Origin of the sequence: Orrella sp. 11846 (assembly GCF_048820935.1) — a bacterium.
Classification (GTDB): domain Bacteria; phylum Pseudomonadota; class Gammaproteobacteria; order Burkholderiales; family Burkholderiaceae_B; genus Algicoccus.
In genome coordinates this window covers 49,074-70,947 of record NZ_JBMERD010000009.1, presented here as the reverse complement: position 1 = coordinate 70,947, position 21,874 = coordinate 49,074, and the positions used below count along the sequence as shown (strand labels likewise).

Genomic DNA, 21,874 nt, shown 5'->3' with positions numbered 1-21,874 from the left:
ATGATGGGATTTTGCCTCAGAGAATCAGTCCTGAGAAGTCAACAGTTTGTAGGTTCTGGAAATTGAACATTTGCAACAGACTAACCAATGGAATCAGGTCGCGCGCTATTGGCGGATATTGCAGTGAATCTGAAACTGTGGGATTTTCAACGGTTGGATTGTTGGGTACGCGTTTTATGCTGGCGCAAGATTCATGATGAATCACGCCAAACTTACGAGCAGGTGATTGCTCGGCTTAAAGCGTACGGAGTGCAGTCTGCAGTGCATTAGGCGTGTGCGTCAATTGAATGTTGGTGAGGTTGCCTATAAAGCAAAAGACAAAAGCAAAAGATAAATGCAAAAAAACGTTTGGGCTTTTGGTTTAAGGTTTTTTTATCAACAAGAAAAGGTGTGGTGACGAATGTCAGCACACCTCATCGACTTCTTGCAGCCAGTTTAGAAAAACGTTTAGTTTGTTTTTAAACTCAACGAATGTCTATTGCAAAGCTTAGGCGGCTTGGCCCATAGCTTTGACAGCTGCGTTCAGACGGCTCTTATGACGAGCAGCCTTGTTTTTATGAATGATTTTTTTGTCGGCCACGCGATCAATCACACTAGTGGTTTTGCGCAGCGATTCCATTGCAGCAGCTTGATCGCCTGCATTGATAGCGGCGATTGTGCGTTTGATGTATGTGCGCATCATGGAGCGCATGCTGCCGTTATGTGCGCGGCTGGCAACGTTTTGACGAGCGCGTTTGCGTGCTTGTGGGGAATTGGCCATCTTTTTCTTTACCTAAAAGTCTCTAGAAAATTAAATCTTGTACCGGAGATCTGTCAATAAGAACCTGATCACCGAATCACAATATGTATGCATTGGGTCTGAAGTTGTTCGTGCGATTGAATCGGCTTTTTTGCAGGGGGTTGTTGGTGTGAACGAAGACACCACTCTGCAACAAACGAATGACTCCAAGTTTTAGTCAATTCAGCATTTTAGCACGACAAACCAAATTTTTACACCTTTTGCACATTCGACACAGTGACAAGGTATGTATGAGATGATTCGCCAGGATGGATTAAGTCGTTTGCGCGGTTTTATTGGCTTGAGGTTGACGATAAAAATCTTTAGGCCGTACACCCAGTGCAAATAGGATAATCAAATAGGCTAGGCCGCCTGAAGAGAGTGTCAACATCAACCATGCGGCACGCATCCAAACTGAAATCGTGTCACTGGTCCAGTCAACTTGTGCGCCGACCAGCTGAAGTATCCAGCCCATGACGATTAATGCGAAGATCTGTCGCAGTAGAAAGAGCAACCACCCTTGACTTGGTCGGTAAATTCCCCGTTTTCTTAAGCCAATGAAGAGTGCTAAAGCATTTGTGCAAGCACCAAGACCAATGGCTAAAGCCAAACCAGCATGATCTAGCCAAGGGACGAGCACGACGTTAAATAATTGCGTGATGACGAGCACGCCAATGGCAATTTTGACGGGTGTTCGGATATCTTGACGACCATAAAAGCCAGGCGCCAGAATCTTTACGAGTAATAAACCAATTAGCCCAGCCGAATACGCCATGACCGCAGTTTGCGTTTGCGCGACATCACGTGCCGTAAATGCACCGTACTGAAAGAGAGTTGCCACCATGCCGTCTGCGAGCAAAATCATGCAAAGGGCGGCGGGTAAACCCAGCAAAAAGACTAAACGTAAGCCCCAGTCCAAAAGAGCGCTGTAATGCTGATCGTCTTGACTGGCATTGGCTCGTGACAAAGTGGGAAGTAAAACGGTTCCGAGCGCCACTCCAATTAAAGCGGTGGGAAACTCCATCAATCGGTCGGCAAAGGACAACCAAGTGACACTGCCCGGTGTGAGCCAAGTGGCGATGTTGGTGTTGATGAGCAATGAAATTTGTGCGACTGAAACGCCAATTGTGGCGGGAATCATCTGTCGGATGACACGCCGGACCATGCTGTCATTCCAAGACTCACGTAGGGATGTGCGAGCCAACCGCGGACGTAGCTTCAAATGTGACAGAGCCCACCATTGCACACCGAGTTGAGCCAGACCACCGATCATGACGCCGATTGCGAGCGCATAGATGGGTTGCGACAGATGGGGTACTAGTAAAAAACTCGCACCAATCATGCTGAGATTCAGTAAAACGGGTGTGAACGCAGGCACCGCAAAGCGTTTATAAGTGTTAAGGATGCCAGAGGCAAAGGCCACGAGAGACATACAGATGATGTAAGGGAACATCAGCCGTGTCATCCACGTCGCTGCTTCAAAGGCGTCTTGACGTGCTTCACCCATCATGCCACTGGCCATGGCCATGACAACCAAAGGCGCGGCAATGATACCGAGCAAAGTCACTAAAGTTAGGGTGGTGAATAAGATTTTGGCGACACGGTCGACAAATTGCTGTACCCCTTCATGATCGGGATGGGTTTGTCGTACTTCGCCAAGAATCGGAATAAAAGCCTGTGAAAAAGCGCCTTCAGCGAATAGGCGTCGCATCAGGTTTGGAATGCGGAATGCGACCCAAAATGCGTCGGTGAGTCCGCTTGCACCAAACAGTCTGGCAATGACAATGTCACGTGCCAGACCGGTAAATCGCGACAGCAGCGTCAGGCTACTGACTGTCGCGGCCGCACGTAATAAACTCATTTAGGTGGCATGCGGATTGCGCCATCTAGACGAATCGTTTCACCGTTGAGCATGTCATTGGTGATGATTTGATGAACCAGTTTGGCATAGTCCTCTGGCCGACCCAGACGAGATGGGAAGGGGATGCTGGCGGCTAGTGAGTCCTGAACGTTTTGTGGCATTCCAAAAATCATCGGGGTCCCAAAAATACCTGGTGCGATGGTCATGCAACGAATGCCGACAGGTGCCAGATCGCGAGCGATCGGTAATGTCATGCCGACAACAGCAGCTTTGGAAGCGGCATAAGCGGCTTGACCAATTTGACCGTCATAAGCAGCCACAGAAGCGGTGTTAATCATCACACCGCGCTCACCCGTTTCCAGAGGTTCGTTGCGCTGCATGAGTTCAGCGGTCAGTCGCATCATGTTAAATGAGCCAATTGTGTTGACTGCGATCACTTTTTGGAAGAGGTCCAGAGCATGGGCGCCGTTGCGACCCACAATTTTGGCAGCCGGTGCAATTCCAGCGCAGTTAATGAGACCAAACACTTGGCCCAGTTTCTCAGCTTCGGCCACAGCGTTGGCGGCATCACTTTCTTGCGTGACATCGCAATGCACATAGACTTGACCGAGTTTAGCGGCCAGTGCCTGACCTAGTTCGTCTTGAACGTCAGCCATGAGCACTTTGGCGCCTTCTTTGACCAGCATTTCAGTTGTTCCAGCGCCCAAGCCAGAAGCTGCGCCAGTCACAATAAAAACTTTATCTTTGATTTGCATCGTGAAACATTCCTTGTTAAATCAATGAATGAATAGGGATTTACGCCAATGCTTGCAGCAAACGCTGATGGACTTCTTCCATGGAACCTACACCGCTGATTTTTCTGTAGCGCGGGGCATCTGCTTGGGTTTGAGCCAGTTTGGCGTAGAAATCGACCAATGGGCGTGTTTGTTCAACGTAGACATTGAGACGATGGCGCACGGTTTCTTCTTTGTCGTCATCACGTTGAACCAAAGGTTCGCCCGTGACATCATCCAAACCAGGTTTTTGGGGTGGATTGAAACGATCGTGATAGGTGCGACCACTGGATAAATGCACGCGACGACCGCTCATGCGCTCGATAATGTCTTCATTAGGAACTTCGATTTCCACGACAAAGTCTAAACCAACGGATGCGTCGATCAGGGCTTGTGCCTGAGGAATTGTGCGTGGGAAACCATCAAACAAGTAGCCTGTTTTGCAATCGTCTTCTTTGAGACGATCTTTGACCAGACCAATGATGATGTCATCTGAAACCAAGGCACCCGCGTCCATCACTTTTTTGGCTTCCAGGCCCAACGGCGTGCCGGCTTTAACAGCTGCTCGCAACATATCACCCGTGGCAATTTGCGGGATGTTGAAATGTTTTGTGAGAAAGGTGGCTTGTGTGCCTTTGCCTGCCCCTGGAGGGCCAAGTAATATGAGACGCATAGGTTGCTCCTGTCTTGATGTTGCGTCATGTGTCTTGTCACGAAAGAATTTAAGTGATCTTAATAAGTGTGACTGTTCTGTTGCATGACCTAAATTGGTTAATAGTACTTGATGTTCAAATTTGATGGGTGCAGTTCACGTATATTGCCGACGGATTCGTTCTAAATCTTCATGGGTATCAACCCCTGCTTCGTGGGGAAGTGTCGTGATGGCGACATGAATTCGGTACCCGTTTTCTAGTACACGCAACTGTTCTAGAGATTCCGTTTGTTCCAATAAGCCAGGCTCTAATCTGGAGAAGACCTGTAAAAAAGCGTTTCGATACGCATATAAGCCGATATGGTGTAAACACGGGGCTAGGGCGTTTTCTCGAATGTGGGGAATCGCCGCTCTAGAGAAATACAGGGCACGATTGTGTCGGTCACAGACCACTTTGACAACATTGGGATTGAGTCGCTGGGTTTCATCGGTTAGTACTTTGGCGCAGGTCGACATGTGTGATTCAGTGTCTTCGGCTAAGGCTTGAGCAACTTGATCGATGAGTGCAGGTGCAATACGCGGTTCGTCGCCTTGTACATTCACGATCAGACAATCGTCAGGCAATGCTAATAAGCGTGCCGCTTGTGCCAATCGGTCGGTTCCACTGGTGTGATCACGGTCAGTCAGGATGGCTGACAAACCAAAGCTTTGTACGGCTTGCAAAATACGTTCATCGTCGGTCGCCACGGTGACTGATTTTGCCTGGCTTTGCAGGGCTTGCTGCGCGGTACGCACGACCAAAGGAATGCCACCCAGATCTGCCAGCATCTTCTCGGGCAAACGGGTGGAATGCCAGCGCGCTGGAATCACGACATGAAAGGGTGTGCTCATGGCTGGGCGCTGGTTGACTCTTCGTCTAAGGGCAGGGCTTTGTCGGCCAGCATGACTGGAATACCATCTTTGACGGGAAAGACCAGTTTGTCGCCACGGCACACTAAACCAGTGCGCGCCGCATTCCATTGCAAGCGTCCTTTACAAACGGGGCAAACCAGAATTTCAAGTAACTTGTGATCCATGTTGATTCCTGTTGTGATCAACCGGTATGGCGACCGATGTGATGTGATGATGTCTGGGCAAACGCAGGCGAGTTTACTGCCGCTGCGCACGAATATCGTGCAATCGTGCATCTAGCCAGTCAAATAAAACGTCGTCACCCCATTGAGTGTCCGCGACAGCGACCCATACACGTGCGTCTTGGCAGAGTTGGGCGTGCGTACTGAGCAGATCGGGGTTATCAGACTCGTCTTGCCTAACGCGCTTAAGGTGCGTTTGTGACCAAGGTAGAGTGCCTAGCCGGACAGCGTCTTTTTCGGTTAACAGTATAGTGCTTTCTGGCTGCTCAGAGAGCCAAGTCTGAGACAGATCGGCGTGATCAGCCAGGCCTTCTGTTCTGTCCGGATGAAGTCCTAAGGTTCGTAATTGCGCAAAAAAACGCTCAGGCACGCCAATGCCGGCTAACGCGAGCAAACTGGCTTGAGATTGGCGCCATGCTTGAAACGAGTCCGGCGTGATGATTTCGCCTGTTTGTAAATGTCGCAATGTACAGATCTCAAGACGAAATTCACAAAAGACTTGTAGCTGCTCGACTCGGGTTGGTTTGGGCTTTGCGTCGGTGATGCGTTTTGTGATGGCATCCACTTGCTCTCGACGCTGTGCTGGTTCGCGCAAAGGCCCTGCCGGCAAGAGTAGGCCGTTGCCGATTCCCCGATTGTCTTCCACAAGGATTTCGATGTCCCGATGCATGGGCCAATGCTGTAAGCCATCATCACTCAGAATGACATTGATCGATGGGTCAAATGATTGCAGTGCCAAAACAGCTTGGTGGCGATCAGAAAATACCGCCACTGCAATATCTGTTTTTTGTGCAATCATGGCGGGCTCATCACCAAATTGGTCGGCGCTAAGTTGTCCACGACCAACTGCAGGCGTTTTAGATGATTTGGTGCCATAACCACGACTGACTAGACCAGGGTTCCAGCCTCGGGCACGCAGTGCTTCAATGCATCGCAATATCACAGGCGTTTTACCCGTGCCACCGACATACAGATTGCCAACCACAATGACAGGAGTTATCGGCTTTTGGGTGCGCTGTTTTTTTTGGAGCCCTTGATGGCGTGAGACGTGCAAACCCAACCCGTAGAGTGCACTGAGTGGTCGAGCCAAAATAGACCACCATCCCGATTTTTGCCACTGTTCGTGTATCCAAGGTGCTCGCATGCTGTCCCTTTATCCTTTTGGGTGAATTAGGGCGCGTTGCGCGCAGCAAAGCTAACGCGCCCAATGCCAGCTTGGCGAGCTGCTTGCATCGCTTGAACGACGTTTTGATGGGCTGTGCTGGCATCGGCGCGAATGATGAGAACTGTTTCAGTGTCGACATTCGGCAGTCGTGACAGGGTTTGCATCAGTGTTTCCAAATCGTTTTGTGGCAGTAGCTTGTCCTGTACAGCGTACTGTCCATCGGCTGTGATGGTGAGTTCAAAAGTGGTAGGGATTTCCAGCTCAGTCTGTGCCTGAGCTAGGTTGACTTCAACTTGGCGTTCTACAGAAAATGATGTGGAAACGGCTAAAAAGATAATGATCACCAACAACACGTCAATCATCGGAATCAGATTGATCTCCGGTGTTTCGTTGTCAAAGTGTCGAGGAATACGCATTGTGGTCTGAAATTTTGTATTTGTAGGATCTAAGCATTGGTTTTCGGTGTACGTATGAGCTCAATCACATCGCGCCCTACCAGTTCAATCTTGTGCAGCAGAGTATCGGCACGCATGCGCAGTAAGCGGTGTGCAATGAGGGCTGGAATTGCAATCAGAATCCCGAAGCCCGCGTTGTATAGCGCCACTGAAATACCGCGAGCCAATAAACCAGGATCAGCACCACCCGGTTCAAAGATGGCGAAGATTTCAATCATCCCAACGACCGTGCCAAATAAACCCATGAGCGGGGCAACAGTTCCGATCGTGCCTAGTAAAGGCAAATAGCGATTCAAATCAAGTGATATGTCCGAGCCGTTTTCTTGAGCGACTTCGCGGATGCGCTCGGCATCTTGGGAGCGGTTACGTAAAATACCGGACACCATCGGTCCTGCAGTGCAAGAAGTGGTGAGTCGCTCGAGATCTTCGGTGGTGAGTGTGTTGGCGTTGAGCATGCGTTTGACGTCACGCACCAGACTGGCTGGGATGACCCGAGCTTCGCGTAGGCTCAAAATACGTTCGATGATGATTGCGAGGGCAATCACGGAAATCAATAAAAGTGGCCAGATTGGCCAGCCTGCATCGGCAATCAAGGTTTGCAAAATCAACTCTCGGTAGCAGAAAGATTTAAAAATCAAATCGTTGTGTGTGCGCTTTGGTTTGTACTTGGATTTGTACAAAATTTGCGATTGACCGATTGTACGCAATTGCGCTTGGATCACTTAAACAAAGCATACATTGGCCGTAGATTGCGGTATGGAATGTCATAAAACTGCCTTCGGTTTGTACGCTGAGAACTATCCACAATATCTGTGGATAACTCCGTGGGTAACTTTGCTATGTTCCATGTTTATATGGCGTTGAGGTTCAGTGATAAAAAAATGAGCAGTTTTTTAAATCAATTGTGTGGTTTTTTGATAAGTTGTTATTTATCAATTGATTACAAGATTTATTTATAGCTTTGCTTTGACAAAATGACGGAAGTGACAATCAAAATGTCGATTTGACAGGACGGAATTTTTATGTATTTTTTCTGTGGATAGATTGATCTCAAGATTGCATAAAAAATGCATATAACACAAAATTTCTGATCAATGTCTGCACAACGGAACATAGATTAATTTATATGTTTATAGAGTTTTTCGATAACCCATTTTTGGGCTAATTGTGCCTGGCTCTGCACGCCAAGTTGGTTTGTCTTGCAATTCGAACTATCCACAATATCTGTGGATAAGTCCGTGGGTAACTCGACTTTTTCTGCGGTTTCCCTAGAGTGCCACCTAAGTGCTAAATAATTGATCACTCATAAGCAGAAATACGAAACGGAATTTCTATCGCAATTTATTTCAGAGCGTTACCGTTTTTGATTAGTGACAGTGTGACGAACACCAAGTGAGTTTATTCATCAAAATGAGTGTGATCAGAATCTGTGGATAGGCAAATTTTGAAATAGGACAAATGGATCCATATGAGCGAATCCTGACGGATACCGTTCTCTCGCGCTTGCTCTGAATCGTAGCGCCGGTTAATTAAAAAATGGGATGGGTGTATGTGAGCGATTCATCAGGACTGATTGTCTGAGTGTTTCTGGCTGTCAGATTGTGATTATCACTATTCGAACTATCCACATTTTCTGTGGATAAGTCAGTGGGTAAGTATCGTTAACCACTGATTTAGCATGGTTGGGCTGAGATTGCTTAGGGAATGATCAAAAATTGAGTTTTACTGTGATCTTGTTTAATAGTTAATATATTTCAATTTGTTATTGATTTTTATTAAAGTAGTTTGTTAAATAATTGTTGGAACTGTAGCTACACTCTCTTGAGGAAATAACTAAATTTCAGATGTCCACACACATGTGGATAGTTGACCATCGATTTGCGTTATATTGCTCATCCCTTTCGAGGGCATGCCTAGTGAAATTTGTTTTAGATCAAGTGTTCTGTGGGTGACACTTGCATAGGCAACTCTGACATAAAAGCGGATTTCCCATGACGCAGTTGCTGCGCTTCGATACAATAGGGGTAGGACGTCGCCCATGCGCGATGATTATTTCATTACTTTTTTATGAGAGGATCTAATTTATGGCTCATACCCTTCCTCCTTTGCCGTATGCGATGGATGCCCTGGCACCCCACATTTCTAAAGAAACACTGGAATATCACTACGGTAAGCACCATCAGGCTTATGTCACCAACCTGAACAACCTGATCGGTGGAACAGAATTCGAAAACGCTTCTTTGGAAGATATCGTCAAGAAATCTTCCGGCGGTGTTTTCAACAACGCAGCACAAGTCTGGAATCACACTTTCTACTGGAATAGCCTCTCACCACAAGGTGGTGGCGAGCCAACTGGTGAGCTCCTCAAAGCCATCGAGGCCAAGTGGGGCAGTGTACAAGCGTTTAAAGACGCCTTTAATCAATCCGCAGCGGGTAACTTCGGTTCTGGCTGGACTTGGTTGGTTAAGAAGCCCAATGGTGAGCTCGATATCGTGAACACTAGCAATGCAGCGACACCTCTGACCACAGAAGACAAAGCTTTGTTGACCTGTGACGTTTGGGAGCATGCTTACTACATCGACTACCGTAATGCACGTCCACAGTATCTGGAGACATTCTGGAAGCTGGTGAACTGGCAGTTTGCAGCTGACAACCTGGCCTAAAGCGAAAGCTTAAGGTTTAGTCAGTTAGAAACGCCGGCGTTTTGCCGGCGTTTTGCTATCAACAGCATTTTATGTCGGGCTTGTTTTGTGAAGACGCTTATGCTGTCTGGTGAGCGTTGCTCGCCAAAATAGAAAGGTGCGTGTGTAGAATGTAACTGCGATTATTTTGCGTTTTGAAATATCGCCGATGTTTTATTCGAATTTGTAGAGACAAATTTTTGCTGACAAGATCTGGCATAGACACTTGGGCAGCCTGCTGAAATAGGAAATCGATTCAATGAAAGAAGCTTTTATTTGCGATGGAATCCGTACACCCATTGGTCGTTACGGTGGTTCACTGGCGCAGGTGCGTACCGATGATCTGGGCGCAGTTCCCATCAAAGCATTGATGGAACGCAATCCCAACGTCGATTGGTCACGTGTAGATGATGTGCTTTATGGTTGCGCAAACCAAGCGGGTGAAGACAACCGTAACGTGGCCAGAATGTCGGCATTGTTGTCAGGCTTGCCGATTGATGTGCCAGGTGCCACGATTAACCGTTTGTGCGGTTCGGGTATGGATGCCATTGGTACGGCAGCACGTGCCATTAAAACCGGCGAAACATCCTTGATGATTGCCGGTGGTGTAGAAAGCATGAGCCGTGCCCCCTTTGTGATGGGTAAGGCAGAGACGGCGTTTTCTCGTTCAGCTGATATTTTTGACACAACGATTGGCTGGCGTTTTGTGAACCGTTTAATGAAAGAGCAATTCGGTGTGGATTCCATGCCAGAAACCGCTGAAAACGTCGCGGACCAGTTCAAGATCTCCCGTGAAGATCAGGACTTGTTTGCGCTTGCTAGCCAAACTAAAGCTGCCGCTGCTCAGAAAAACGGTATTTTTGCAGAAGAAATCACCTCGGTAATTATCCCGCAGCGTCGCGGCGATCCCATTGTCGTCTCACAAGACGAGCATCCTCGTGAAACCAGCTTGGAAGCACTTGCCAAACTGCGTGCCTTTGTGCGTGCAGATGGCACAATTACGGCAGGAAACGCCTCGGGTGTGAACGATGGTGCTGTGGCTGCTTTGTTGGCAAACGAAGAAACCGCGAAGTTGTATGGTTTGACACCACGCGCACGTGTTGTGGCGATGGCGACAGCGGGTGTGGAACCCCGCATCATGGGCATTGGACCTGCGCCGGCTTCAAAGAAAGTATTGGCCAATACAGGCTTGACCATTGATCAGATGGACGTCATTGAGTTGAATGAAGCCTTTGCATCACAAGGTCTAGCCACTTTGCGTGACCTCGGTGTGGCCGATGATGATCCTCGCGTGAACCCCAACGGTGGTGCCATTGCTTTGGGTCACCCATTGGGTGCCAGTGGCGCACGTTTGGTTGTGACTGCTATGAACCAACTGCATCGCACTGGTGGTCGCTACGCACTGTGCACCATGTGTATTGGTGTGGGTCAGGGTATTGCCATGATCATTGAGCGCGTTTAATTTAAATAGCGCTGTTTTTTCGGCTTGAAACGTTTGCTTCAGGGTCGAAACACGATTTAGCGAATTGGGCACTCAGTCGAGTGCCCAATTTATTGGAGCCAGTCATTTGATTGATGAGAGTGATTAAGGACTGGGTGGCAAACCACGAACGATTTGTCCAGCTTGGATATTGCGCTGCTCAAACCAGCCTTGATTGACCTCTAACGCGAAGCGCACAGGCTCTGTTGAACAATGTGATGTTCTGGACTGTGGTTGCATGTGGGCAATGTTGGTGATCGTGCCATCGTTTTTTAGAAACGCGATGGATAGAGGAATGAGTGTGTTCGCCATCCAGAAGCACTGCATGTTTGCATCTTGAAACACAAAGAGCATGCCGGCATTATCCGCCATATGGGTGCGTCCCATGAGGCCGATCGCACGCTGTTCTGGTGTGATGGCTAATTCAGCGTTGACACGATGCATCCCCGCAAATAGAGGGATGGTTTCGAGTGGGGCTTGTGTAGGCACTTGCGCTTGCGCGGTTGAGAGACCCACGGCCAAGGTGGCTGCGAGTGCAGCGAGAGGCTGAAAATAAAACCAGCGTCTAGTTTGATGACGCTGGTTTAAATCAAGTAAACAATGATGATTGGAGGAATACGACATTCTTCTTATATGGACTTTTCAAAGTCCTTCAAGTCAGGCAGCCGTAATGTTAACAGCCTGTTGACCTTTGGGTCCTTGAGCTATTTCAAAATTGACGCGTTGACCTTCTTTGAGAGTTTTGAAACCGTTCATCTGAATGGAGGAGAAGTGTGCAAAAAGATCTTCACCGCCGCCATCGGGTGTAATAAAGCCAAAACCTTTGGCATCATTGAACCATTTAACGGTACCGGTACTCTGTCCAGAAGTCTGGATTGGGTCTGACATGGTGACTGCCTCAACTTGTTACAGGTGGTTACATATAAAACAAAATCAATGACTTTGTTCGATTCTCGTGGCCGAAAAGGTAAACTTGACGGGTGACGATGAAAATATGCGCTATTGGTCGACTTGTCGTCAAGGGGTTATCGGGTTTTCTCTTAGACAATTTGTTGTATCGCGCATCAAAGTATTGAATCTTGAGTGGAGCTTTTGTTTCTTTAGAATGACGATTGAACATGATTTTTCCGGCAATGTGGTCTTGGATCGGCAAACCAGCCAGGTCAAACCACCCCCGATGTATCAGGTCATTTTGCTCAATGACGATTACACGCCGATGGAATTTGTAGTGCTTATCCTGCAAAAGTATTTCTCAAAAACAGAATTGGAAGCCACACGGATTATGTTGCGCGTTCACCATGACGGGCGAGGGGTCTGTGGCGTGTATACCAAAGACATCGCAGCGACCCGCACAGCGCAGGTTATGCAGTTGGCGCGCGCCCATCAACATCCGCTGCAATGCGTGATGGAACCCGTGGAAGAATGAGCTTTCTATCAAAACTCATTGAGTGTTTTCCTAGGGTTTTTTGCACCAAAGGGTGATTTCGTGACATGATGGAACTGAAAGACGGATCTATCGTCGAATTAAGATGGTTTAAAAGCAACGGGAGGAATCGTGATTTCTCAAGAACTTGAAGTCACTCTGCACATGGCGTTTGTGGAAGCTCGATCAGCACGCCACGAATTCATCACCGTTGAGCATTTGCTGTTGGCTTTGTTAGACAATGCCGCAGCGGTAGAGGTGTTAAAGGCGTGCTCAGCGAATTTGGATGAGTTGCGCCAGAATTTACGCAAATTTGTGACAGACAACACACCCTTAATCCCACAAAACAGTGACCTTGAAACACAACCGACCATGGGCTTTCAACGCGTTATTCAACGCGCTGTGATGCATGTGTCTGCGGGTGGCTCTTCCAAAAAACCCGTCACCGGCGCCAATGTGTTGGTGGCCATTTTTGGTGAAAAAGATTCACACGCGGTGTATTACCTGCAACAGCAAGATATTTCGCGACTGGATGTGGTGAATTACATTTCACACGGCATTACCAAGCATCCTCAAACGCCTCAGGAGCCCGTTGGGCAGCAGCGTAGAGCACCGGGTGCGACGCCGACTGATGAGGCACCACAGGAGCCCAAAAAGACGCCATTAGAGCTATATGCTCTGGATCTGAATGCAGATGCAGAGGCTGGTCGCATTGATCCGCTGATTGGGCGTGATCAAGAAATTGAGCGCGTGATCCAGATTCTGTGTCGTCGCAGAAAAAACAATCCATTGCTGGTCGGTGAAGCCGGTGTGGGTAAAACCGCGATTGCCGAAGGATTGGCTTGGCGTATTACGCAAGGTACCGTCCCGGAAGTGCTACAAAAAGCGCAAGTCTATGCACTGGATATGGGCGCTTTGCTAGCAGGGACCAAATATCGTGGTGACTTTGAGCAACGGCTAAAAGCGATTTTGAAGCAAATCAAAGAGCACGATGATGCCATCCTCTTCATTGACGAGATTCATACGTTGATTGGTGCGGGCTCTGCTTCTGGCGGCACACTAGATGCATCGAACTTGCTCAAACCGGCATTGTCCTCCGGCCAGTTACGCTGTATCGGTGCGACGACCTATACCGAGTTTCGCGGAATTTTTGAGAAAGATTCTGCGCTCTCACGTCGCTTTCAGAAGGTTGATATTTCAGAACCCACCGTTGAGCAGACGATTCAGATTTTGCGTGGTCTGAAAACGCGATTTGAAGAGCATCATGGCGTGCGTTATTCAGCTGCAGCACTCACAGCCGCCGCTGAGTTGTCAGCACGGCATATTACGGATCGCCATTTGCCCGATAAGGCTATTGACGTGATTGATGAAGCAGGGGCTGCACAGCGCTTGTTACCTAAATCGCGTCAGAAAAAGCTCATTGGTAAACCTGATATTGAAACCATTGTGAGTAAGATTGCGCGTATTCCGCCACAAACGGTTTCAAGTGATGACAGAAGTCGTTTGGCCACACTTGAACGTGACCTTAAAACCACGGTCTTTGGGCAAGATCCCGCTATCGAGGCGCTTACAGCGGCCATTAAAATGGCACGCTCAGGCTTAGGCAAACCGGATAAACCAATTGGCGCTTTCTTGTTTGCCGGCCCCACTGGCGTGGGTAAAACGGAAGTGGCGCGTCAGTTGGCGTTTACGTTAGGTGTCGAGCTTTTGCGGTTTGATATGTCTGAATATATGGAGCGTCATACGGTTTCTAGACTGATTGGTGCGCCACCCGGGTATGTGGGTTTTGATCAGGGTGGTTTGCTGACAGAAGCCGTGAATAAACAACCGCACTGTGTACTTCTGCTCGATGAGATTGAGAAAGCGCACTCGGATGTCTTCAATATTCTGCTGCAAGTCATGGACCATGGCACGCTGACGGATAACAATGGCCGCAAGGCAGATTTCCGCAATGTCATCCTGATCATGACCACCAACGCAGGTGCGCAGGCACTGAGCAAACCAGCAATTGGCTTTTCCAGCTCGTCTGGTTCACACAGTGAAATGGAGGAAATTCGTAAAGTCTTTTCACCAGAATTCCGCAACCGACTTGATGCCATTGTGCAGTTTGAACCTCTGGATCGAGAGATTATTCTCAGAGTGGTCGATAAGTTCTTAATGGAACTTGAAGATCAGTTGCATGAGAAGCGGGTTGACGCAACCTTTACGACGCGTCTGCGAGACTATCTGGCCCAGAAAGGCTTTGACCCATTAATGGGTGCACGTCCGATGCATCGTTTGATTCAAGACTTGTTAAGACGCGCCTTAGCCGATGAGCTTCTCTTTGGAAACCTGATCAATGGGGGTGCAGTCACTCTCGATCTGGATGACAACGATGAAGTCGTACTGCAGTTTGACGGCAAAGATGATGAGCCAGAAAAACCGGCTGGTCAGCCTCCACTTGAAGAGTTAGTGCACGACTAATTGCCAATGACACTGATGTGAGAACTCCCCACTGTGCCGCTTAGGCGCAGCGGGGAGAGACAGGCTCTGGCTAGGGAGAATGTTTAATGCCTTAGGCTTGTCCTGTGCTCCCAAAACCACCTTCAGCCCGCTCTGTGACTTCCTCAAAATCTTCAACCACAGTAAAACTAGCCTGCACCACTGGCACGATGACGAGTTGTGCTAAACGTTCCATCGGTTCGATCGTGTAGGGTGTCTGACTGCGATTCCAAGCGGAAACCATGAGTGGTCCTTGGTAGTCCGCATCAATCAAACCAACCAGATTGCCCAGCACAATGCCGTGGCGATGACCCAGTCCTGAGCGCGGCAAAATCATGCCAGCGTAATTGGGGTTCTGAATGTGGATGGCAATCCCGGTTGCAATCAGTTCACCTTGACCGGGTTGTAATGTTAAAGGTTCATCCAGACACGCTCTTAGATCCAGACCTGCGGAGCTGGGCGTTGCGTAGGCAGGCAATTGCTGCTTCATTCGATGATCAAGAATCTTTAATGCAATGGGTTGCGTCGCCATAAAAAGTCCTGTGTAAAGCGATTGATAATGAATAATTTAAAGCGAATGAATTCACAAGGAGTGGTGAATGGATTAGTGTGCGGCTTTAAGGTTTATGTTGGTTAGCTTTGTGAGTTTTTGGTTGAGTGTTGGTTTGTGTATTAGGTTTTTTTGTGCATAAAAATGTAGATCAGCAGCAATCCCACGATCACAGAGAAACCACCCACCCAGTAAATTGCAGATTCACCTAAATGAGAAGCTAAATCAAGGCTGCGAGCCGCTAAGTAACCGGGTAATAGTAAAACTGGCATCCATGCAATGGCTGACAAGATGTTAGCCACCTGAAATCGTCCGTGCGTCATGCCCATGACACCGGCTACTGTGGGGATCGTGCTGCGTATGGGCCCTAGAAATCGCCCAAAAAAGACAGCCAATAAGCCGTATCGATAAAAGAAGAGTCTTGCTCGAGCCACTGTACGTCGTTGTTTTTTGAGTAAACCCCAACGAAGCACCGATGGGCCAACCCAAACACCAATCCAGTAGGAAAGGGCGTCTCCTAAAACAGCCCCTACAAACCCCCATAAAACAATAGGTGTGGGATCCAATGTGCCGCTACCAATCAATCCACCAGTGAGTAGTAAAAGGGTGGTTGCCGGGATGAGCATGCCTAAAATCAGCATAGACTCCCCAAAGGTCAGTAAGCCAATAATAGGCCCTGCCCAGAACTGGTTAGTCTCAATAAATAAAGTCGCTTGATCGATGTACGCTTGCATGCAATATTTAGGTGTTTATAGGTGTGACAAAAAACTTTACAAATGAGCGTTAAAAATGAACGTTACACCTGAGTATTAAACCCGATTTAGTCGTGTGTCGTCGAACCACGTTGTGCCGTGTATCGTTTGGCCACTTCATCGATGATCAGGTGAGCTGTTTGCGTTTTGTGACCAAAGGGCAAACTGATTTGGCCTTGATCATCAAAGAGCTCGACTTGCGTTTCATTTTTGTCCATGACATTTTGTGCCAGATTGCCAATTAGTAAAGGCACGCCTTTGCGCAGACGTTTTTCTTGTGCTTGCTGTGGATCCAAGGTGGTTTCAGCTGCAAAACCGACGCACCAAGGTGCGTTTGGTAAAGCGGCGACACTGGCCAGAATGTCGGGGTTTTGTTCAAACTCGAGCGCAGGAGTCTCGTTTGTACTGGTTTTTTTCAACTTCTGGTTACTTGCGTTGCGTACACGCCAGTCGGCCACTGCTGCGACGGCAATAAAGATATCGTGATCCACAACATCTTGCATCACAGCTGTGTACATTTCTTGAGCAGTTTGCACATTAATTCGTTTGATACCATAAGGGCAAGGCAGTGCAGTTGGCCCAGAGACCAGTGTGACTTGTGCACCCGCATCGTGGGCGGCCTGTGCAATTGCATAACCTGTTTTTCCAGATGATCGATTCGTAATCATACGTACTGGATCGATGGGCTCGCAAGTTGGACCTGCAGTGATAAGTAATCGCAAACCATCAAGTTTTTTAGGTGTGAAATGCGCACGGATACAAGCCAGAATTTCATGAGGCTCGAGCATGCGTCCGTCACCAATTTCACCACAGGCTTGCTCACCTGCTGCAGGTCCTAGAATGTGGACACCATCATCACGCAATTGTTGGACGTTGCGCTGTGTGGCAGGTGCCAACCACATCTCACGGTTCATGGCGGGCGCAACCAGTAAGTCGCGTGGGCTTGCAATACAAAGCGTGCTGAGTAAATCGTCAGCCAGGCCATGCGCGAGTTTGGCCATAAAGTCGGTGGATGCTGGTGCGATGACCACGAGGTCTGCTTGACGTGTCAAGTCAATATGTGCCATGTTGTTGTCAGCACGAGGATCCCAGAGATCTGTATAGACGGGATTGCCGCTTAACGCTTGAAATGTCACCGGGGTGATGAAACGACACGCTGCTTGTGTCATGACGACATGGACAGAGCAGCCGTGTTCGGTGAGTCGTCGTACGAGTTCTGCTGCTTTATAGCAAGCAATACCACCCGTGAGTCCAAGGACAATCCGTTTACCCTGTAGTTGCATCATGCGTTTTTCTCCAAATTCGGCAGGATTCAGACTGATGACATCACTGCAATGGACACTGTTTGTTATGAATCAGTGGGTTAACTTTGTGATGGTGATTTGGTTTTACTTTGGCGCCAACGCCGCCATTCATCCCAGATCAAAAGAATCGCGCCCAGTGTAATGGCACTGTCGGCGATATTGAAAGCGGGGTAGTACCACCCATCCCAATGTAGCAAGATAAAGTCAACGACGTGGCCTAAGAATATGCGGTCAATGACATTGCCAATGGCGCCCCCTAGGATTAAGGACAAGGCTAGTAAGAAACGTGTTTGGCCAGCGTGTCGTCGCATCAAGACCAGAATGACCGCAATGGCAATAAATGCCACAGCGATAAAAAATAGCCGCTGCCAGCCTGAGCTTTCAGCTAAAAAGCTAAAGGCAGCCCCTTTGTTGTAGAGGAGCGTTAAATCAAAAAATGGCAACAAAGGGATTCGTTGAGCAAATGTCAGATTGGCGACAATCACCCATTTAGAAAGCTGGTCTAGCACTATCACCAGACCAGCTAGTCTGAGCCATTTAGCCACCGGCTGCCTCTTGAAGATTACTCACACAACGTGCGCAGATTTCTGGATGTTCAGAATCACTGCCGACATCGCCCACGTAGTGCCAGCAACGCGCGCACTTTTTGTGTTCGCTGCTACGAACTTCAATTTTGATGTCATCGCAGGTGCTGTCTTCGACCACTTCAGCGCTAGATACGATGAGGACAAAGCGCAGTTGATCACCCAAGCTTTGTAAGACCTCAAGGTCTTGACCATGTCCGCTTAAACGCACTTCAGCTTGTAGTGATGAGCCGATTTTGCCTTGTTCACGCAAAACTTCAAGTTCACGCAAGACAGCTGCACGTATTTCACGAACCCTAGACCATTTCTCGCTTAAAGCTTCTGAATTGGCGATTTCAGGCTGATCCTGAAAAGTTTTTGCAAACACAGTGAGCTGTGCGGGACCTGTTTCCGTATTCAGAGTGTCTTGTTCATGCAGCACAGCCCAGACTTCTTCACTGGTAAATGACAGAATAGGGGCCATCAGTTTGACTAATGTTTGCACGATATGGGCAAGCACGGTTTGTGCACTGCGTCTGGCCAAGCTCTTCGGTGCCGACGTATACAGTCGATCTTTCAGAATATCCAGATAGAACGCACCCAAGTCTTCTGAGCAGAAAGTCTGTAGTCTAGCCACGGCAGGGTGGAACTCATAACGGTCGTAATAAGCCAGAATTTCTGTTTGTAACTGGCTCGTCATGTAAACGCCATAATGATCGATTTCAAGCAGATCTTTAAAAGCAACCGCATCTTCGTCCAGATTGAAGTCAGATAGGTTCGCCAGTAAAAAACGCAATGTGTTGCGAATACGGCGATAGCTTTCTACCACACGCTGCAAAATTTCTTTGGAGATTGAAAGTTCACCGGCATAGTCTGTGCTGGCGACCCAAAGGCGCAAGATTTCTGCACCCAAAGAATCCGATACTTCTTGGGGTGCCATCACGTTACCGACAGATTTACTCATTTTTCTGCCTTTGCCATCAACGACAAAGCCATGTGTGAGTAGACCTTTGTAGGGGGCTCGTCCGTAGAGCATACAACCAGTCAGTAAGGATGAGTGGAACCAGCCACGGTGTTGATCTGAGCCTTCTAGGTACAGATCGGCTGGCCATTGCAACTCGGTTCCGTGTGAACCGTGTGCTTCGTTGCCAGGACCCCCTAAGACTGTGGCGTGAGTGGTGCCGGAATCGAACCAGACATCCAGAGTGTCACGGTTTTTTTCGTAATCAGCCGCATCTGCGCCGAGTAAATCACTCACTTGGACATTTTGCCAAGCTTCAATGCCGTGTTGTTCAACCAGTTTGGCAACTTCTTCGAGAAGTCGTGGTGTGTCCGGATGAAGTGCGCCCGTTTGCTTATGCACAAAAAAGGCCATGGGTACACCCCATTGGCGCTGTCTAGATAGCGTCCAGTCGGGACGATTGGCAATCATGTTGTGCAAGCGAGCACGTCCCCATGAAGGATAGAACGCAGTGGCTTCAATAGCTTTCAGAGCACTCTGGCGCAACGTTTCATCTGAGTCATTGGGCTCCACGTCCATTCCAGCAAACCATTGGTTGGTTGCGCGGTAAATGACGGGGGTTTTATGTCGCCAGCAGTGCATATAGCTGTGCTGATGGGGTTTATTGGAGATCAAAGTACCCACGCTTTCAAGTGTTTGCACAATTTCTGGGTTGGCTTTCCAGATCATTTGACCGCCAAAGAGGGGCAAATCATCTGTAAAGACCCCATTGCCCAACACAGGCTTCAGAATGTCATCGTCATCTAGGCCATATTCTTTGCAGGAGACAAAGTCTTCAATCCCGTACGCGGGCGCAGAGTGCACGACACCGGTTCCGGTTTCAGTGGTGACGTAATCACCTAGATGAACAGGGGAGAGACGATCATAGCCGGGATGGGATTTTGCAAGTGGGTGATGGAAAGTAATACCATCGAGGGCTTGACCTTCACATTGCGCCACGACTTGGCCCGTCAATCCCCAATCTTGCAAGCAAGCCTCGACACGCTCTTTTGCGATCAGCAGATAAGCGCCGGTGGCTCGGGGTGTATCGAGTTTCACCAATGCGTAGACTACTTCGGGGTGTAGGTTTAACGCCTGGTTAGAAGGAATGGTCCAGGGTGTGGTAGTCCAGATCACAATGGCGCCATCATCGATAGAGTCCACACCAAAGGCTTTTGCCAGTGCGACTTTGTCTGCAAATGGAAACGCTACATCGACTGCAGGATCAGTGCGATCTGCATATTCCACTTCGGCTTCAGCCAGAGCGGAGCCACAATCAAAACACCAGTTCACGGGTTTGAGACCGCGAAAGACATACCCTTTTTCCAGGATTTTGGCGAGTGCGCGAATTTCATTGGCTTCGGTTTTGAAGTTCATGGTCAGATAGGGATCATCCCACTGGCCCAGAACGCCCAAGCGCTTGAAATCTTTCATTTGGCTACTGATTTGTTCAGCGGCGTAGGCACGAGCCCGCGACTGAACTTCAGCAACTGGCAACGATTTGCCGTATTTTTTCTCAATCTGAATTTCGATGGGCATGCCATGGCAGTCCCAGCCGGGAACATACTGTGCATCAAAGCCTTGCATGTTGCGGCTTTTGACAATGATGTCTTTAAGCACTTTGTTAACAGCGTGTCCAATATGAATGGAACCGTTGGCATAGGGTGGGCCATCATGAAGAATGAATTTCTCACGACCGGCACTGGCTTGCCGTATGGCTTGGTAAACCCCTTTTTCTTCCCATTGTTGGACCCATTGCGGTTCGCGCTTGGGCAAATTGCCGCGCATGGGAAACGGTGTGTCGGTCAGATTCAGCGTAGTTTTATAGTCCATGATGCACAAAGTAATCGACAGCGGCCTGATAATCGTCTTTCATGGCAGCTGTCAGGGTAGGAAGATCGGGAAATTTGACCTCATCGCGTACGTGTTGCAAGAGATCGATGGCCACTAGTTTACCGTAGGCGTCAACTTTCGTATCGAGCAGGTGAGTTTCTAAAAGGATATCGGTGTTGTCACCGACTGTCGGGCGTAATCCTAGGCTAGCGATGCCGGCGATGGGTTCTGAACCTAGGCCGTGCGCTTTGACAACGTAAATGCCATGACGAATAGCGCTGGCGTTAGGCACACGTACGTTCATGGTCGGGAACCCTAAGGTGCGTCCGAGCTTACGTCCATGCTGAACATGTCCGGTGATGCGATAAGGACGTCCAATTAATGCGGCTGCTTCAACCATATCGCCACTGCTTAATGCATCTCGCAGACGGGTGCTAGAAATACGTTCGCCCGCTTGATTATGGACGTCATCTAGAATTTTGAGTTCGAAATCGTACTGCCGACTGGCCTGATAGAGTGTGTCCACGTCACCACTGCGGCGGTGACCATAACGAAAATCAGCGCCGACAATTAACCACTTTGTTTGCAGCGCCTCGATCAGGAGTTTTTCAACAAACGTTTGCGCAGGCATTTGTGCAAGCGCTTCGTTAAAACGCAAAAGTGCAATTTGTTCGATGCCACAGCTTGCAATCCCACTGAGACGGTCGCGCAAATTGTTGATGCGCTGCGGAATAATCTCAGGGCGTTGTAGTTTTTGCGCAAAATAAGCTCTGGGGTGCGGCGTGAAAGTCATGACGGTTGGGCATAACGCACGCGCATGAGCTGCCTGAACCACTTGTTCAAGCATGGTTTGGTGGCCAATATGCACGCCATCAAAATTGCCAATTGTGAGGGCACAAGGCATTTTGGTGAGACGCGATGGCAGGTGTCGGAGGATTTGAATCGATTTCATGTCGAGCGACAGTTTACAATCATGCGCAGTTAAAAAGT

At 48.6% G+C, this 21,874-nt stretch carries 22 protein-coding genes; 5 read left to right on the top strand and 17 right to left on the bottom strand.

Annotated features, from left to right (window positions below; translation table 11 throughout):
- The first annotated feature begins 87 nt into the window (after positions 1-87).
- Positions 88-270, top strand: coding sequence for a hypothetical protein (locus ACOI06_RS09160; protein WP_420662258.1), 183 nt, complete (start codon positions 88-90; stop codon positions 268-270).
- 217 nt (positions 271-487) lie between these two features.
- Here ACOI06_RS09160 and rpsT read toward each other — a convergent pair whose 3' ends face one another.
- The 9 genes from rpsT to ACOI06_RS09115 all read right to left on the bottom strand — a co-directional run bounded on the left by rpsT (position 488) and on the right by ACOI06_RS09115 (position 7,419).
- Positions 488-760, bottom strand: coding sequence for a 30S ribosomal protein S20 (rpsT, locus tag ACOI06_RS09155; protein ID WP_420662257.1), 273 nt, complete (start codon positions 758-760; stop codon positions 488-490).
- 292 nt (positions 761-1,052) lie between these two features.
- Entirely contained in the window at positions 1,053-2,639 is a 1,587-nt protein-coding gene (gene murJ, locus ACOI06_RS09150) for a murein biosynthesis integral membrane protein MurJ (RefSeq protein WP_420662256.1), read from the bottom strand.
- Positions 2,636-3,394 (bottom strand): 3-hydroxyacyl-CoA dehydrogenase, encoded by a 759-nt coding sequence (locus ACOI06_RS09145; protein WP_420662255.1) that lies wholly within the window; start codon positions 3,392-3,394, stop codon positions 2,636-2,638. The genes murJ and ACOI06_RS09145 overlap by 4 nt, the downstream gene beginning before the upstream one ends.
- A 40-nt stretch (positions 3,395-3,434) precedes the next feature.
- Complete coding sequence (gene adk / locus ACOI06_RS09140) at positions 3,435-4,085, bottom strand: adenylate kinase (protein WP_420662254.1); 651 nt, start codon at positions 4,083-4,085, stop codon at positions 3,435-3,437.
- A 135-nt stretch (positions 4,086-4,220) separates the two neighbouring features.
- The gene (kdsB, locus tag ACOI06_RS09135) at positions 4,221-4,955 is read right to left on the bottom strand and encodes a 3-deoxy-manno-octulosonate cytidylyltransferase (RefSeq protein WP_420662253.1); all 735 of its coding nucleotides are present in this window, start codon (positions 4,953-4,955) and stop codon (positions 4,221-4,223) included.
- The gene (locus ACOI06_RS09130) at positions 4,952-5,140 is read right to left on the bottom strand and encodes a Trm112 family protein (protein WP_420662251.1); all 189 of its coding nucleotides are present in this window, start codon (positions 5,138-5,140) and stop codon (positions 4,952-4,954) included. Before ACOI06_RS09130 ends, kdsB begins: the two co-directional genes overlap by 4 nt.
- A gap of 73 nt (positions 5,141-5,213) precedes the next feature.
- Complete coding sequence (gene lpxK, locus ACOI06_RS09125; RefSeq protein ID WP_420662250.1) at positions 5,214-6,341, bottom strand: tetraacyldisaccharide 4'-kinase; 1,128 nt, start codon at positions 6,339-6,341, stop codon at positions 5,214-5,216.
- A gap of 26 nt (positions 6,342-6,367) precedes the next feature.
- Entirely contained in the window at positions 6,368-6,778 is a 411-nt protein-coding gene (locus tag ACOI06_RS09120) for an ExbD/TolR family protein (RefSeq protein ID WP_420662249.1), read from the bottom strand.
- 29 nt (positions 6,779-6,807) lie between these two features.
- Complete coding sequence (locus ACOI06_RS09115) at positions 6,808-7,419, bottom strand: MotA/TolQ/ExbB proton channel family protein (protein ID WP_420662247.1); 612 nt, start codon at positions 7,417-7,419, stop codon at positions 6,808-6,810.
- Positions 7,420-8,901: 1,482 nt separating this feature from the next.
- Between ACOI06_RS09115 and sodB the strand changes: the two genes are divergently transcribed.
- Together sodB and pcaF are read left to right on the top strand one after the other, a co-directional pair.
- A complete protein-coding gene (sodB, locus tag ACOI06_RS09110; protein WP_420662246.1) occupies positions 8,902-9,480 on the top strand; it encodes a superoxide dismutase [Fe] in 579 nt (192 codons plus the stop codon).
- Between the two features lie 277 nt (positions 9,481-9,757).
- Positions 9,758-10,960 carry a 3-oxoadipyl-CoA thiolase gene (pcaF, locus tag ACOI06_RS09105; RefSeq protein ID WP_420662245.1) on the top strand — a complete coding sequence of 401 codons (1,203 nt, stop codon included), beginning with the start codon at positions 9,758-9,760 and terminating at the stop codon, positions 10,958-10,960.
- Positions 10,961-11,083: 123 nt separating this feature from the next.
- Here pcaF and ACOI06_RS09100 read toward each other — a convergent pair whose 3' ends face one another.
- Entirely contained in the window at positions 11,084-11,602 is a 519-nt protein-coding gene (locus tag ACOI06_RS09100; RefSeq protein ID WP_420662243.1) for a DUF192 domain-containing protein, read from the bottom strand.
- A gap of 33 nt (positions 11,603-11,635) precedes the next feature.
- On the bottom strand, positions 11,636-11,866 hold the full coding sequence (locus ACOI06_RS09095) for a cold-shock protein (RefSeq protein ID WP_420662242.1): 231 nt from the start codon (positions 11,864-11,866) through the stop codon (positions 11,636-11,638).
- 217 nt (positions 11,867-12,083) lie between these two features.
- Between ACOI06_RS09095 and clpS the strand changes: the two genes are divergently transcribed.
- Positions 12,084-12,404 (top strand): ATP-dependent Clp protease adapter ClpS, encoded by a 321-nt coding sequence (gene clpS / locus ACOI06_RS09090; protein ID WP_420662240.1) that lies wholly within the window; start codon positions 12,084-12,086, stop codon positions 12,402-12,404.
- 129 nt (positions 12,405-12,533) lie between these two features.
- Positions 12,534-14,864 (top strand): ATP-dependent Clp protease ATP-binding subunit ClpA, encoded by a 2,331-nt coding sequence (gene clpA, locus ACOI06_RS09085; protein ID WP_420662239.1) that lies wholly within the window; start codon positions 12,534-12,536, stop codon positions 14,862-14,864.
- Between the two features lie 91 nt (positions 14,865-14,955).
- Here clpA and dut read toward each other — a convergent pair whose 3' ends face one another.
- From dut to ACOI06_RS09055, 6 genes are all read right to left on the bottom strand, one after another.
- Positions 14,956-15,414 (bottom strand): dUTP diphosphatase, encoded by a 459-nt coding sequence (dut, locus tag ACOI06_RS09080; protein WP_420662237.1) that lies wholly within the window; start codon positions 15,412-15,414, stop codon positions 14,956-14,958.
- Between the two features lie 140 nt (positions 15,415-15,554).
- Positions 15,555-16,166 (bottom strand): DedA family protein, encoded by a 612-nt coding sequence (locus ACOI06_RS09075; RefSeq protein WP_420662234.1) that lies wholly within the window; start codon positions 16,164-16,166, stop codon positions 15,555-15,557.
- An 86-nt stretch (positions 16,167-16,252) separates the two neighbouring features.
- Complete coding sequence (coaBC, locus tag ACOI06_RS09070) at positions 16,253-17,470, bottom strand: bifunctional phosphopantothenoylcysteine decarboxylase/phosphopantothenate--cysteine ligase CoaBC (RefSeq protein ID WP_420662233.1); 1,218 nt, start codon at positions 17,468-17,470, stop codon at positions 16,253-16,255.
- Between the two features lie 77 nt (positions 17,471-17,547).
- Positions 17,548-18,033, bottom strand: coding sequence for a signal peptidase II (gene lspA, locus ACOI06_RS09065; protein WP_420662231.1), 486 nt, complete (start codon positions 18,031-18,033; stop codon positions 17,548-17,550).
- Positions 18,026-20,884 (bottom strand): isoleucine--tRNA ligase, encoded by a 2,859-nt coding sequence (gene ileS / locus ACOI06_RS09060; RefSeq protein WP_420662230.1) that lies wholly within the window; start codon positions 20,882-20,884, stop codon positions 18,026-18,028. Before ileS ends, lspA begins: the two co-directional genes overlap by 8 nt.
- A complete protein-coding gene (locus ACOI06_RS09055; RefSeq protein WP_420662229.1) occupies positions 20,874-21,836 on the bottom strand; it encodes a bifunctional riboflavin kinase/FAD synthetase in 963 nt (320 codons plus the stop codon). The genes ileS and ACOI06_RS09055 overlap by 11 nt, the downstream gene beginning before the upstream one ends.
- Positions 21,837-21,874 lie beyond the last annotated feature (38 nt).

Coding starts and splice junctions, on each gene's coding strand:
- ACOI06_RS09160 (WP_420662258.1), top strand. CDS start 88: ATGGAATCAGGTCGCGCGCTATTGGCGGATATTGCAGTGAATCTGAAA.
- rpsT (WP_420662257.1), bottom strand. CDS start 760: ATGGCCAATTCCCCACAAGCACGCAAACGCGCTCGTCAAAACGTTGCC.
- murJ (WP_420662256.1), bottom strand. CDS start 2,639: ATGAGTTTATTACGTGCGGCCGCGACAGTCAGTAGCCTGACGCTGCTG.
- ACOI06_RS09145 (WP_420662255.1), bottom strand. CDS start 3,394: ATGCAAATCAAAGATAAAGTTTTTATTGTGACTGGCGCAGCTTCTGGC.
- adk (WP_420662254.1), bottom strand. CDS start 4,085: ATGCGTCTCATATTACTTGGCCCTCCAGGGGCAGGCAAAGGCACACAA.
- kdsB (WP_420662253.1), bottom strand. CDS start 4,955: ATGAGCACACCCTTTCATGTCGTGATTCCAGCGCGCTGGCATTCCACC.
- ACOI06_RS09130 (WP_420662251.1), bottom strand. CDS start 5,140: ATGGATCACAAGTTACTTGAAATTCTGGTTTGCCCCGTTTGTAAAGGA.
- lpxK (WP_420662250.1), bottom strand. CDS start 6,341: ATGCGAGCACCTTGGATACACGAACAGTGGCAAAAATCGGGATGGTGG.
- ACOI06_RS09120 (WP_420662249.1), bottom strand. CDS start 6,778: ATGCGTATTCCTCGACACTTTGACAACGAAACACCGGAGATCAATCTG.
- sodB (WP_420662246.1), top strand. CDS start 8,902: ATGGCTCATACCCTTCCTCCTTTGCCGTATGCGATGGATGCCCTGGCA.
- pcaF (WP_420662245.1), top strand. CDS start 9,758: ATGAAAGAAGCTTTTATTTGCGATGGAATCCGTACACCCATTGGTCGT.
- ACOI06_RS09100 (WP_420662243.1), bottom strand. CDS start 11,602: ATGTCGTATTCCTCCAATCATCATTGTTTACTTGATTTAAACCAGCGT.
- ACOI06_RS09095 (WP_420662242.1), bottom strand. CDS start 11,866: ATGTCAGACCCAATCCAGACTTCTGGACAGAGTACCGGTACCGTTAAA.
- clpS (WP_420662240.1), top strand. CDS start 12,084: ATGACGATTGAACATGATTTTTCCGGCAATGTGGTCTTGGATCGGCAA.
- dut (WP_420662237.1), bottom strand. CDS start 15,414: ATGGCGACGCAACCCATTGCATTAAAGATTCTTGATCATCGAATGAAG.
- ACOI06_RS09075 (WP_420662234.1), bottom strand. CDS start 16,166: ATGCAAGCGTACATCGATCAAGCGACTTTATTTATTGAGACTAACCAG.
- coaBC (WP_420662233.1), bottom strand. CDS start 17,470: ATGATGCAACTACAGGGTAAACGGATTGTCCTTGGACTCACGGGTGGT.
- ileS (WP_420662230.1), bottom strand. CDS start 20,884: ATGGACTATAAAACTACGCTGAATCTGACCGACACACCGTTTCCCATG.
- ACOI06_RS09055 (WP_420662229.1), bottom strand. CDS start 21,836: ATGAAATCGATTCAAATCCTCCGACACCTGCCATCGCGTCTCACCAAA.